This is a genomic window from Campylobacter concisus (genome assembly GCF_003048775.2).
GTDB lineage: Bacteria > Campylobacterota > Campylobacteria > Campylobacterales > Campylobacteraceae > Campylobacter_A > Campylobacter_A concisus_I.
Genome location: NZ_CP049272.1, coordinates 1587010 through 1600453 on the forward strand (window position 1 = coordinate 1587010; position 13444 = coordinate 1600453).

9 protein-coding genes are annotated in these 13444 nt (G+C 34.9%); 7 read left to right on the top strand and 2 right to left on the bottom strand.

Going from position 1 to position 13444, the window contains the following annotated elements:
* Positions 1-7 precede the first annotated feature (7 nt).
* Positions 8-511, bottom strand: coding sequence for a ubiquinol-cytochrome c reductase iron-sulfur subunit (gene petA, locus CVT17_RS07940; RefSeq protein ID WP_021091707.1), 504 nt, complete (start codon positions 509-511; stop codon positions 8-10).
* A 321-nt stretch (positions 512-832) separates the two neighbouring features.
* On the opposite strand from petA, the gene CVT17_RS07945 reads away from it, so the two are divergent.
* Genes CVT17_RS07945 through CVT17_RS07960 form a run of 4 tightly spaced genes read left to right on the top strand, consistent with a single transcriptional unit; the run spans position 833 to position 6697 of the window.
* A complete protein-coding gene (locus CVT17_RS07945) occupies positions 833-3103 on the top strand; it encodes a sensor histidine kinase (protein ID WP_103600573.1) in 2271 nt (756 codons plus the stop codon).
* Positions 3093-4190, top strand: a complete 1098-nt coding sequence (locus CVT17_RS07950) for a hypothetical protein (RefSeq protein WP_103600574.1) — start codon at positions 3093-3095, stop codon at positions 4188-4190. The genes CVT17_RS07945 and CVT17_RS07950 overlap by 11 nt, the downstream gene beginning before the upstream one ends.
* Positions 4187-4879, top strand: a complete 693-nt coding sequence (locus CVT17_RS07955; protein ID WP_107770611.1) for a hypothetical protein — start codon at positions 4187-4189, stop codon at positions 4877-4879. The genes CVT17_RS07950 and CVT17_RS07955 overlap by 4 nt, the downstream gene beginning before the upstream one ends.
* Positions 4880-4891: 12 nt before the next feature.
* Positions 4892-6697: an HsdM family class I SAM-dependent methyltransferase gene (locus CVT17_RS07960; protein ID WP_196373562.1), complete on the top strand. Its 1806-nt coding sequence runs from the start codon at positions 4892-4894 to the stop codon at positions 6695-6697.
* A 141-nt stretch (positions 6698-6838) separates the two neighbouring features.
* On the opposite strand, the gene mnmG is transcribed toward CVT17_RS07960, so the two are convergent.
* Positions 6839-8701, bottom strand: a complete 1863-nt coding sequence (mnmG, locus tag CVT17_RS07965) for a tRNA uridine-5-carboxymethylaminomethyl(34) synthesis enzyme MnmG (protein ID WP_107858977.1) — start codon at positions 8699-8701, stop codon at positions 6839-6841.
* 168 nt (positions 8702-8869) lie between these two features.
* Between mnmG and CVT17_RS07970 the strand changes: the two genes are divergently transcribed.
* The 3 genes from CVT17_RS07970 to CVT17_RS07980 all read left to right on the top strand — a co-directional run bounded on the left by CVT17_RS07970 (position 8870) and on the right by CVT17_RS07980 (position 13441).
* Positions 8870-12322 carry an acyl-[ACP]--phospholipid O-acyltransferase gene (locus tag CVT17_RS07970; protein ID WP_107858976.1) on the top strand — a complete coding sequence of 1151 codons (3453 nt, stop codon included), beginning with the start codon at positions 8870-8872 and terminating at the stop codon, positions 12320-12322.
* Positions 12323-12547: 225 nt separating this feature from the next.
* Positions 12548-12679, top strand: coding sequence for a transporter substrate-binding domain-containing protein (locus tag CVT17_RS07975; protein ID WP_223315380.1), 132 nt, complete (start codon positions 12548-12550; stop codon positions 12677-12679).
* Positions 12680-12688: 9 nt separating this feature from the next.
* A complete protein-coding gene (locus tag CVT17_RS07980; RefSeq protein WP_107858975.1) occupies positions 12689-13441 on the top strand; it encodes an amino acid ABC transporter substrate-binding protein in 753 nt (250 codons plus the stop codon).
* Positions 13442-13444: the final 3 nt, after the last annotated feature.

The window sequence follows — 13444 nt, forward strand, 5'->3', positions numbered from 1 at the left end:
TATCCTCCTAAGCTTTTGCTACTAATTTTTCGTATTCTGGGCTTGTTTCGCCTAGAACTAGCTTGGTTCCATCAATCTTAAATGGTGGTATATCAAGTGGTCTTGGAGGAGGTCCGTATGTCTGCATTCCGTCGGCATTAAATTCGCCGCCATGACAGGCACATACAAACATTTGTTTACTTGCTTTATACTCAGGTATACAGCCAAGATGCGTGCAAAGTCCGATAAGAACTACGTATCTAGCATCCCCTACGACAACATCTCTTTTGTCATTTTTAGCCATATCAGGACTTTTTTTGAGGATGAAAATAGGCTTTTTACGCCACTCAACCTGCCTCATTTCTCCATCTTTGATCGGACTTAGATCAACTGTTGTGAAACCAGCAGCTTTTACACTTGGAAGCGGATCCCAAGTCTTTTTAACAGCCACTAGTGACATAGCGCCGCCGACAGCTGCCACAGCACCAAACGCAAGGCCGATAAAGCTACGTCTTTCTTGCTTTACTGACATTAAATCCCTTTCTATAAATAAATTCTTAACGATTATACTCTCAAAAAATTAAAAAAGTATAATTTCTTTATGCAATTTGCAAAAATAATGTTACTTTAAGCTATAAATTCATATTTTTTAAATAATTTTAGAAATTTATTTTAAAGCAACTTCTTTGTTTTCTAATTTAATAAAAATAATAGTCATATACAACAGGCCAAATAAATAATTTTAAAACCTAGTTAATTCACAAATCATTATTTTATAGAACATATGATATTATTAGATTATTATTTTAATAAAATATTCACGATCTTAATTATACTAAAAAGAGAGAATAGAATGGATGAAAATAAAATAAGAGAAGAATTAAAATACACCCTTGAGACTGAACCCTCAAATTATTCAAAAATTTTAAAACTATCATCTGAATTATCTAAATTCGATGAACACAATATACGTTTTTCTATAGATGCTGGGATAATAAATAGATTAGGCAAAGAACTTGTAGCTAGACATGAAACTGCTGTATCTGAGCTGGTTAAAAACTCTTATGACGCTGATGCAATAAAAGTTGAACTAACCTTTATTGATTCATTTGATGTTGGTCGAGTTCTTATTATTAGTGATGACGGTGTTGGTATGACCAAAGATCAGTTAATAAATGGTTTTATGCGACTAGCATCAAGTGATAAAATTCATTATCCGTTCTCTCCAATATACAAAAGAAAAAGAGCCGGTCAAAAAGGAATAGGTCGTTTTGCTGCCCAAAGGCTTGGAAGACAATTAACAATAATAACACAGACAGAAGATTCCAAGCAAGCACTTGAAGTAACTATAAACTGGGATGATTTTAAAAATGATCAAGATTTAATGTTTATCGATAATAAGATAGAGCATAAAGATCGAATGCCAAAGAAAAAAAGCGGAACAAAATTAATTATAAAGGATTTAAGGGATAAATGGACAGAGCCTCAGATTAAAAGAGTTTATAGATATGCATCTGAAATTTTACAGCCTTTTCCTCTTGCAAAAGTAAAACTAAAAACAGAAGATCCAGGATTTAAGCTTATATGTAATAGAAAAGAAGGTGACCTTACTGAAGTAATCGCAAATGACAGTACGATGTTTTTTGAACATGCTTTAGCTGAAATAACAGGTTTCGTTGATGAAAATGGGTATGTTAAAATAAGCATTGAGAGCAGCAAATTAAATTATAGTGTTAAAAATGTTATTTTAAATCAAAACAACCCATATAAAGAAATACGAAATATTTTTCTAAAAGCATATTATTTTGTCTATGGAGTTTCAGATATACCATTTCAAATTGAATCTTTTATTAGGGAAAAGGCTAAAGAACTAGGTGGCATAAGATTATATAGAAACGGCTTTAGAGTTCTTCCTTATGGTGAAAATACAAAAGGGATTTCAAATGACTGGCTGGGCCTAGATGCTTCTGTGAGAAGAAGAACGATCTTGCCTACTCATGCAAACATTAACTTTTTTGGTTTTATAGAGATAAATGGACAGGATGACAAATTTGAAGAGCTTTCAAGCAGAGAAGGATTGCTTGAAAATAAAGCCTTTGTGGAGTTAACGGATTTTGGTTATAAAATTTTAACAGATGCAGCAATCAAAATAGCTTCAGAGAGAGGCGTAAAAACAAGGACCAATGAAAAAAATTGGAAAAAAGAACCTGAAGAAAAAATTTCAGAAATAATCGAAGAATTAGAAGACATAGTATCATTTAGTGAAGATGAGCAAACATCCGATTACAAAGAAGACAATGATGGTATAAAAGAGAAGTTAAGAAAACTCAAAGAAGCTCATGAAGAGCAAATACAGAAGCAAAAAGAGTTATTAGAAGAAAAGAATCTTTTAAGGATTTTAGCAGCTTTAGGGCTAACAATTGGAGAATTTATTCATGAAATAAAACAATATCAAGCTGTTTTGGAAGCAGATATTGAAAATATTAAAGAGTACATAAACAAAGCAGGCAGAGGCCATGAGGTATCTGATAGGATTCGTGAAAATCTTAAAAGTCTATCAACATATACATCTTATTTTGATGAAACTATTTCGGAAAATGTTCAAAGAGAATTGTCGCCAGTTGAACTTGAGTCGGCTGTTTTGGCTTTTAAAAGGGCCATACATAATGATTTAATAAAGCGCAAAATATTGTTTAATTATGAAACAAAACAAGCCTTGCTGTATACTTGCCCAATGCACAAATCAGAATGGGCTTCTATTTTATTGAATCTTTATACAAATGCCAGAAAAGCTATACAAAAAGCTAATAAAGGAAATGGTAGTTTGTATATTGAAATTGGAAGTACGGAAAAGAATGTATACTTAGAGTTTTCAGACAATGGAAATGGGATTCCGCTTGAAAATCGTGATAAAGTTTTTAATCCTTTTTTTACAACAAGTGCACCAGTTGGAAAAATTTCAAGAAATTATGAAGAGATGACAGGAACTGGATTAGGGTTAAAAATAGTAAAAGATATTATTACAGGTTATGGTGGAATAATATATGTAAAAGAACCTATTGAAGGGTTTAGCACTACATTTAGAATAGAGTTACCATGGAAGAAAGGGTATTATGAGTTTTAAGTTCTTATATATCGATGATGCAAGTGATCAAGTGACTAAAGGATTAGCAGAAAGACTGTCTTCTAAAGAGTTAGGATTATTGGTTGAGTATAAACACGTAAGTATTTTTGATAAATTTAATATACAAGACACCATAGGCACAATAAGTCAATATCAAGGATTAATTCTTGATCTTAGATTAGACAATGAACCTTATGATGGTAAAAATTTTCCTTTTACTGCAACAGAATTTGCCCAGCATATAAGAACTTTAACAACCAAAGGAGAGTTAAAAACAGATATTCCTATTATTATTTTTTCAACGGAAGCAAAATTAAAAGACATATATTTTAAAGACATGACGAGCAATAATCTTTTTGATAGATTTATTATGAAAACTCAAATTTCTGATTTGGTATCAAAGAAATTATATTCGCTTGCGAATGGGTATAAAAAAATAGCCGAAACAAAAGACTTTGAAAATTTACTACAAACAAACATAAAGGCACTGGATGAAAGATTTTTTAGTAGATTTAAAATCGAAGAAATAATTCCTGTTCATGAGTATGCACAAGTAATATTAAAAGATTTAATTTATGTAAAAGGATTTTTGATAAATGAGCAGTACTTGGCTGCTAGATTAGGAATCGATATTGATAAATCCGGAGACTGGAGTAGCGTAAAAAAGCTTTTTGAGGAGGCTAAATATACAGGGGTATTCTCGGATGGATGGAATAGATGGTGGATGCATAAAATAGATGAGATATTTGAAAAGATAGCAAATACTTATTTATCATATTTGAGCGCAAAAGACAAAGTTGAGATTTTTAAAAGTAAAGGTATTAAAAATATTGTTTTTCCAGAGCCTATTCAAGGAAATTCTAGCTACAGGTTTTGGACGGTTTGTAAAGCTTTGGAAAAACCGCTTGATCCAATAGAGGGATTTAAAGTATATACTCGTAATGAGCCAAAGCCTTGGCAAGAATACGAATACATATCATTAGAGGCGTTGCTGCACCCTTATTCTTTGCAGGAAAAAAATATAAAACCACATCCTTCCGAGTTAGATGGTATTAGTTTTGCCATTAAAAATGCAAAAAAACAATGAATTATACTGAATATATAAAATATCTGCGAGAATTTAAAGCTCTTTTAGAGAAAGAAGGATTAAAATGTATAAATTTAGATTCCGCAATATCAACAATCCACAATTATAAAGACTTGAAGTATGAGATAAAGCCGCCTATTAGAATAAAGCTCAATGGCAAATTTCCCAAAAGACTATCCCATACAAACACAGGAATACTAGAATTAGAATTTGACTTAAAACTTCATGGTAGTTTTCAAAATTTAGTTGACGGCAAAGATCCTTTTGAATCATATGGATTAAATATTACAATCTTTGGCTTAAGTGAGTCATCTGGTAATATTTTGGTGAATGCAATTCACCTTGATAGACATGACGGTACTCAATCAAATACCGTACATCCATATTATCATTTTCAGTTTGGTGGAAACAAATTAAAAGAACACGTTAAAGAATATGGGCAGGTTTTAATTTTAGATTCTCCAAGAATCATGTATCATCCTATGGAATTTATTTTGACAGTTGATTTTATAGTTTCAAATTTTTTACCAGAAACTTGGGAAAAATTAAAAAAAGAAAATGTGTATATTACAATTTTGAGAGAAATGCAAAAATTGTTTATAGAGCCATATTTTAGATCGATTACCAATTTTTTCCATCATACCCCAAGTCAATGGAAATACGATGAACTTTATCCTCAATTAGTCTAGGTAAATACATAAATGAATCAAAAAATTTTTAATTATTTAAAAAAGTATAATAAAGAAGTTTTTCTTGTAAATAGACTTCTTGTTTCCACATATGTGTATTTAAATAATCTAAAAGTAAACAATAATAAGAAAATACTCAAATTAATTATATGTGAACAGGATGGAGATGAGTATAAATTTTTAAAAGAGTTTATGATTTTGGTTGAAGAAGTTAAAAGAGATTTTACTTACGAATACCTTCTTGAACTGTTTGAATTTGTGATTTCTCCATCAGACAAATTAGTGAATGGAGCAGTTTACACGCCTAAAGATATTCGAGAATTTATAACTTATGAAGCATTTAAGCAACACGATAATATTGCAGATGTACGCAATTTTAAAATAGCAGATATATCTTGTGGATGTGGCGGCTTTTTAATAAATGCGTCCAAGTATATTAACAAAACTACCGGTAAGCCCTATAAGGAAATTTACAGAGAAAATATATTTGGATTAGACATTCAGTCGTATAGTATAGAAAGATCAGAAATATTACTATCATTATTTGCAATAAAACATGGGGGAGAGGATGAAGAATTTGAATTTAATCTGTATTGTGCTGATTCTTTGGAGTTTGATTGGTATAAAGAAAATACTCAAATAAGAACAAGCAATGGTTTTGATATTATACTAGGCAATCCGCCATATGTATGTTCTAGAAACATGGATAAAAAGACAAAAACTTTAATTTCAAAATGGAGCACCTGTGAAACAGGGCACCCCGATCTTTATATACCATTTTTTCAAATTGGATTCGATCTTTTAAGACCAAATGGGATTTTAGGTTATATAACCGTAAACTCTTTTATAAAAAGTCTTAATGGGCGAGGAGCAAGAAGCTATTTTCATGAAAAACAAGTAGATTTAAAAATTATTGACTTTGAAGATGAACAAATTTTCAGATCAAGAACGACATATACATCAATATGTTTTTTGTCAAAAAGACAATCGGATACGGTTAGATATCTGCCATTAAAAAAATCCCAACTAAAAGATAATTTTAAATATCATGAATATCTGTATAGTGAGTTGTCTGCTCAAAATGGCTGGTATTTTAAAAATAAAACTTTAGTTGAAAAAATTGAAACTATTGGTACTCCATTAGGAAATATATATAATACAAAAAGCGGTATTGCTACTTTAAAAAACAGCATTTATATTTTTAAGCCGGTAAAGGAAACTTTAAAATACTATTATATTGATACTAATACAAAAGTGGAGAAAGAAATTTGTAAAAATGTCGTAAATTCTAATCTTTTAATTAAAAATGAACAAGTTGACAGTTTTATTGAAAAGATTATTTTTCCATATGATTATGATGAAAAGAATCAATTTTTTATAATTCCGGAGGAAAAACTTTCAAAAAAATATCCTAATGCATACGAATACCTATTAAAAAATAAACATGTGCTATCATTAAGAGATAAAGGACAAGGAAAAAATTATCCTTATTGGTACGCATTTGGAAGAAATCAATCGTTAGAAAAAAGCAAATATAAACTATTATTTCCCCAATTGGCTAGAAAGGATTTTAAAAGCTATATTTCAGACGATGAAAATTTGTATTTTTATAATGGTATGGCAGCAATGTCCAACAACTTAGAAGATCTACAAATTTTGAATAAGATATTTATGTCGGATATTTTCTGGAAATATGTTTCAAGTATAAGTAAAAATTATTCCTCAAACTATTTCTCTCTTGGAAGAAACTATATAAAAAAATTTGGGGTATATAATTTTACCGAAGAACAAAAAAAATATATAATTAATGAAAAATGATTTTTTTTAAGAATAAATATTTTTTTAATAAATTTTACAGCTAGTGGAATATTATACTATTTCTGAATGATCCAACAAGGTATTAATATATACATGGATATGTTACCGTCATGTCTTTAGAAACTATTTTTTAAAAAATTTTTATAATCTTTTCTCATTCATCTTTATATAAATATGTAAGATATCAATCGCAGCTGGCGTAATACCTGAAATTTCACTCGCAGCAAAGAGCGTCGGCGGAGCAAATTTCTCAAGCTTTTCGACCACTTCATTACTAAGGCCACTAACACTTCTAAAGTCAAAATTTTCAGGAATTTTTACATCCATCATATCTTTCATTTTTTCTATCTGATTTTTTTGCTCATTTATGTAGTGCTGATATTTACACTCGGTTAAAATTTGATCCACACTCGCATCATCTAAATTTGCAAATTTCTCATCAAGCTTTCTTAGTTTCTCAGCCGTAAAGCTCTTACGTGCGACAATCTTTTGAAGGCTCACATTTTGGCTTATTGGCTCTTCATCAAAACTAGCTAAAAGCTCTAAATTTTGCTTACTTGGCGTAATTTGCGTATTGTTAAGGTAAGCAAGTCCATCTTTTAAATTTTGCCTGATAGCTTCAATTTCATTAAAAGTCTCATCATCAAGCAGTCCAAGCTCATGTCCATATCCGCCAAGCCTTAAAATGGCATTTTCCTCACGCAAAAGCAAGCGGTACTCTGCCCTACTCGTAAACATCCTATATGGCTCTTTTGTCCCTTTTGTGACAAGATCGTCGATCAAAACACCAATATAAGCCTCATCACGGCGCAAGATAAGCGGTTCTTTATTTTCAAGTGAAAGCGCTGCATTTATACCAGCCATTAGCCCCTGAGCGCCGGCCTCCTCGTATCCGGTTGTGCCGTTTATCTGCCCAGCCAAGTATAGCCCTTTTACCTTTTTAGTCTCCAAACTATGTTTTAGCTGTGTTGGCTCGACATAGTCGTACTCGATCGCGTATCCGTGCCTTACGATTTTGGCGTTTTCAAAGCCCTTTACAGAGCGAAGCATCTGCACTTGCACCTCATATGGCAGGCTCGTTGAAAAGCCATTTATGTAGTACTCTGTCGCTTCAAGGGTCTGAGGCTCGACAAAAAGGTGGTGTCTGTCTCGGTCACCAAAGCGGTTTATCTTATCCTCTATACTAGGGCAATACCTTGGTCCTATACCCTCGATCTGTCCTGTAAAAAGTGGCGCTTTGTCGAAATTTGAGCGGATTATCTCATGCGTGGTTTCGTTTGTATAGGCGATGTAGCATGGCAGCTGTGTTGGTGAGAAATTTTTAGTTCTAAAGCTAAACGCAACCGGCTTTGCGTCGCCATCTTGCTTTTCTAAAATTTCAAAATTTATCGTTTTTGCGTCGATCCTTGGGCATGTCCCAGTCTTTAGCCTGCCTAAATTTAGCCCAAGCTCTCTTAGACTGCCGCTAAGATCTTTTGCACTTAGCTCGCCCACGCGGCCAGCTTCTAGCTTGTTAAATCCAACGTGGATTAGCCCGTTTAAAAATGTGCCAGTTGTAATTATTACCTTTTTTGCGTTATAAATGTTATTTAGGTGGGTTTTAACGCCGGTTACTTCGCCATTTTGGCTTAAAATTTCAGTGGCGATCTCTTGAGAAATTTCTAAATTTGGCGTATTTAAAAGCAAATTTCTCATATAAACTCTATATCTATCCATATCTATCTGAGCACGGCTACCACGCACAGCTGGGCCTTTGCTCTCATTTAGCACGCGAAACTGGATGCCAACAGCATCGGTTGTAAGTCCCATTTGGCCACCAAGCGCGTCTATCTCTTTTACAAGATGTCCCTTTGCAAGACCACCGATAGCTGGATTACAGCTTGCAGCGCCTATTTGCTCGGCCAAGATCGTGATAAGTAAAGTTTGCTTGCCCATTCTAGCAGCTGCAAGACTAGCCTCAATACCTGCATGTCCGCCGCCAACGACGATTATTTCATAGTTCATGATAAAATTTTCCTATTTTTTGATTGCGTGATTTTATCCAAAAGCATATAAAATTTAAATTTTTTAAAAATTCTTATTGCCAAATTTAATGTAGAGTTTTTTATTAATAATATTTTAAATATTTTGCTGTTAGATTTACAAAATTTTTAAAATCACAAAGGTCTTTCTATGATGAGTTTATTAAAAGTTGCTGGCTTTTTGCCCTACCTTGCGATCGCATTTTTAAATGCAAGCGTCGATCTAGCACACAAAATCACCATACAAAATGTTCTTTTAAAAACATACGATGGCGATATACTTTTTATCCTAACAGCCGTCATAAACGCAATGATCTTGCTGCCATTTATATTTTTATTTTCGCCCTCAAGCTTTATAAATGATAAATTCTCAAAGACAAAAGTCATAAGAATTTGTGCTATTTTTGGCCTTGTCATTAGTGTCGCGGTACTTTTTAGCTATCTTGCAGGTGCTTTTGGCGTAGCTTTTGCACTCACACTCATACTAGCCGCTCAAAGTGCGATCTACTCGCCAGCAAAATACGGCATCATCAAAGCTCTAGTCGGTCCTGAGCGCCTTGGCACAGCAAATGGTATCATCCAAGCGCTCACCATTGTTGCGATACTTTTTAGCTCATTTTTATTTTCATTTATATTTGAAAATTTATACATTCAAGGTGAAAACTCAGAAGAGATCTTAAAAAGCGTCTATCCTATTGGCATCTTTTTAGTCGTATTTAGCGCGCTTGAAGCATATTTTGCCTATAAGTTACCTTGCATCGATGAAAAAGACGAAACAAGCGAAAATTTTGATATTAAAAAATATATTCGCCTTAGCTATTTAAGAGAAAATTTAAAAGAAGTAAGGTCAGATAAAAATATCTGGCTAAGCATCGCTGGGCTTAGTATATTTTGGGGAATTTCTCAGATCATCATCGCAGCTTTTCCAGCTCATTACAAAGCCGTTTTTAATGACGACAGCTCACTAGCAGTGCAAGCAATTCTAGCAGCAAGCGCCATAGGCATCGCATTTGGCTCATACGTGGCTGGCTCTATGTCAAAGCTTCACATCGAGCTTGGTATCGTGCCGATGGGTGCTATTGGTATATTTTTCTCGCTTTTATTTTTCGCATTTGGCTCAAGCATCGGCGTAGTGAGCCTTAGCTCATTTGCGTTTGGCTTTTTTGGAGGCATATTTATAGTGCCGCTAAATGCGATGATCCAGTACTTTGCCCCGCAAAAGACCACCGGCAAGATAATGGCGGCAAACAACTTCTTACAAAACGTCTCAATGCTGCTATTTTTAGCTATTGGCATAGGTTTAGTATATTTTAAAATTTCAACCACTGGGCTCTTTGTCTTTACAGCGCTTGTTTGCTTGATCGGTAGTTTTTACGCCATTTTGCAGCTTCCACATCTTTTTACAAGGCTACTTTTGTTGCCATTTTTAAAGACAAAGTACCGCTTTTTTGTAGAAGGACTTCAAAATTTACCACAAAGTGGTGGCGCTCTACTTCTTGGCAATCACATCAGTTGGATCGACTGGCTCGTGCTTCAAGCTGCAAGCCCAAGGGGCATAAGATTTGTCATGTATAGAACGATCTATAACAAATGGTATCTAAAGCAAATTTTTAAATTTTTTAAAGTGATCCCAATAGGCGCAGGGGCCAGCAAAGAGTCGATCGAGTTAGTTAGAGAGTGCCTAAAAAATGGCGAAGTGGTCGCACTTTTCCCAGAGGGTCACATCAGCTACAACGGCCAGATAAATGAATTTCAAAAGGGCTTTGAGCTTATCATAAGAGACCTAGAAGAAATTTGCATCGTGCCATTTTACCTTCGTGGCCTTTGGGGTTCAAGCTTTTCAAGAGCTAGTAAATTTTACAAAGATCTCACTTCTAAAAACGGCAGACGCGACATCATCGTCGCCTTTGGCAAGCCAATAACTACATTTATAAACGCTGCAAAGATGAAGCAAAAGGTGCTTGAGCTTAGCTTTTCATCGTGGGAGAGCTTTATCTCAAGGCAAAAACCACTAACAAGCGAATGGTTAAATAACGCAAAAGAGGATAAATTTAAAGAGTGCATGAGCGACAGCACTGGGTTAAATTTAAGCAACTTGAAATTTATAACAGCCGTTTTAGTCTTTATCAAAATTTTCAAACGAGAGCTAAAAGATGAGAAAAATATAGGCATCTTGCTACCTAGCTCAAGTATCGCAGCAATAGTAAATATGGCGCTTCTTGCCATGGGCAAAGTGAGCGTAAATTTAAACTACACACTAAATGAGACCTCGCTAAATCACGCCCTAAGAAAGGCAGATATAAATACAGTCATCACCTCTAGCAAATTTCTTGAAAAACTAGCACTTAAGGGCTTTGATCTAAAAGATGCGATGAGCGAAAAGGCTAAATTTGCAGAAGATCTCTCAGCTAGCATCTCAAAAAAAGAGAAATTTTTAGCGCTTTTAACTGCGTTTTTTGCTCCAGCTTGGCTTATTAAGCTTTGCTATTTTAGGCCAGTGAGCTTAGAGGATACGGCTACTATTTTATTTAGTAGTGGCAGCGAGGGCGAACCAAAAGGCATCGAGCTAAGCCATAAAAATTTACTTGCAAACATTAAGCAAATAAGCGAACTTTTAAATTTCAAAAAAGATGATGTGATCTTAAACTCACTCCCAGTATTTCACTCATTTGGACTAACAGTCACAACGCTCATGCCGCTTTGCGAGGGCATAAAAATGGTAAGCGTGCCTGATCCAACAGACGGAGCGACTATCGGCAAAATGGCTGCAAGACACAGCGCTAGCATCATCTTTGGTACCTCGACCTTTTTTAGGCTCTACACCAGAAACAAAAAGCTTCATCCACTGATGTTTCAAAGTGCCAGAATGGTCGTAGCTGGGGCTGAGAAGCTAAAGCCTGAGATAAAAGACGAGTTTAGGCTAAAATTTGGCATAGAAATTTATGAAGGATACGGCGCAACCGAAACGGCACCGGTGGCTGCTGTAAATATGCCAAATATCCTAGAAAAAGAGAGTCTAAAAGAGCTTACATTTAATAGACCTGGCAGCGTTGGCATGCCTCTGCCTGGCACTATCATAAAAATAATCGACCCTGAGACTCTTGAAGAGCTTGAAACTGGCGAGGACGGACTCATCGTCATCGGCGGATCGCAAGTGATGAAAGGCTATCTAAACGACGAAGCTAAAACAAACGAAGTCATCACGCACATTGACGGCGTAAGATACTATAAAACTGGCGATAAAGGCCACATAGATGAAAACGGCTTTGTATTTATCGTCGATAGGTATTCAAGATTTGCCAAGATAGGCGGCGAGATGATAAGCCTTGGAAGCGTCGAAGAAGAGCTTACAAAGGTGCTTGGAAATGACGTCGTCTTTAGCAGTGCAAATGTACCAGATAGCAAAAAGGGTGAAGCGATCGCACTTTTAGTAAAAAGTGGCACAGAGCTTGAGAATATTGAACAAATTTTAAAAGAGAGCAGCCTAGCTCCGATCATGATGCCAAGCTATATCTTCATCGTTGATGATATCCCAACACTTGCAAGTGGCAAGGTTGATTTTAAGGGCGTAAAAGCTCTAGCGGTCTCACTTCTAGCGGAGTGAGGCGCCGCTCTCTTTTTTGTGATAAAATAGCGCCAAAATACTACCCAGCTCGCAGTTGCGACCGATATTTGCATAAATCTTAAAAATTTTCTGCAAAGAATTTTGTATAAAAATTTCTATTGCTTTTTAAATTTGGTGCAATTCGTGCGATTGTTTGCTAAATTCTGCCTTTACAAAATCTTACTGGCAGATCATAAAAGATGATGCCATACAAATAGTGAACAAATGGGCTATAACGTAGAAAAAGGTAACAAAGAGCTGCTAATTAAGATAAATTTTGCCCTAAATGAGCTTAGCAAAGAAGGAGCTTTAAGTGAAATTTCGCTTAAATACTTCGGCAAAGACATTTCTAAATAAGGAGAATCAATGAATTTTAAGCCCATTTTTGGCTTTATCGCAGGTGCTTTTTTAGCTTTAAATTTAAATGCTTCAACTATCAAAAAAGGCGAGCTTATAGTTGCAACTGAAGGCACTTACTCACCTTACTCATTTTATGACGAAAAGGGCGAGCTAGTAGGCTATGACGTAGATATCGCAAAAGCTGTGGCAAAGAAGCTAAATTTAAAGATCGACTTTCTAACAGCTCCTTGGGATGCGATGCTTGCGGCATTTGACGCTGGTAAAGCGGACGTGGTGTTTAACCAAGTAAGCATAAACGAAGACAGAAAGAAAAAGTATGACATGAGCGTGCCTTACACTATGCCATATCCCGTAATAGTCGTACATAAAGATAATAACAACATCAAAAGTTTTGCTGATCTAAAGGGTAAAAAAAGCGTGCACTCTGCAACTAGCAACTGGGCAGCGATAGCTGAGAAAAATGGCGCAACAGTGGTTGTGGCTGATGGCTTTAGTAAAGGTGTGGAGCTTATCATCTCAAAAAGGGCTGACGATACGATAAATGACAACGTCACATTTTTTGACTACATCAAACAACGCCCAAATGCACCGCTAAAGATCGCATACACCAGTAACGAGCCGATGCCAACAGCCGCACTTCTTAAAAAAGGCAACACTGAGCTACTAGAAGCTATAAACAAAGCACTTGATGAGCTAAAAGCCGAGGGTAAGATAAGCGAAATTTCGATGAAATATTTTGGAAAAGATATTTCAAAATAAAGG

Bases quoted from the DNA above. Each gene is read 5' to 3' on its own strand.
- petA (WP_021091707.1), bottom strand. From the start codon at position 511: ATGTCAGTAAAGCAAGAAAGACGTAGCTTTATCGGCCTTGCGTTTGGT.
- CVT17_RS07945 (WP_103600573.1), top strand. From the start codon at position 833: ATGGATGAAAATAAAATAAGAGAAGAATTAAAATACACCCTTGAGACT.
- CVT17_RS07950 (WP_103600574.1), top strand. From the start codon at position 3,093: ATGAGTTTTAAGTTCTTATATATCGATGATGCAAGTGATCAAGTGACT.
- CVT17_RS07955 (WP_107770611.1), top strand. From the start codon at position 4,187: ATGAATTATACTGAATATATAAAATATCTGCGAGAATTTAAAGCTCTT.
- CVT17_RS07960 (WP_196373562.1), top strand. From the start codon at position 4,892: ATGAATCAAAAAATTTTTAATTATTTAAAAAAGTATAATAAAGAAGTT.
- mnmG (WP_107858977.1), bottom strand. From the start codon at position 8,701: ATGAACTATGAAATAATCGTCGTTGGCGGCGGACATGCAGGTATTGAG.
- CVT17_RS07970 (WP_107858976.1), top strand. From the start codon at position 8,870: ATGATGAGTTTATTAAAAGTTGCTGGCTTTTTGCCCTACCTTGCGATC.
- CVT17_RS07975 (WP_223315380.1), top strand. From the start codon at position 12,548: ATGGGCTATAACGTAGAAAAAGGTAACAAAGAGCTGCTAATTAAGATA.
- CVT17_RS07980 (WP_107858975.1), top strand. From the start codon at position 12,689: ATGAATTTTAAGCCCATTTTTGGCTTTATCGCAGGTGCTTTTTTAGCT.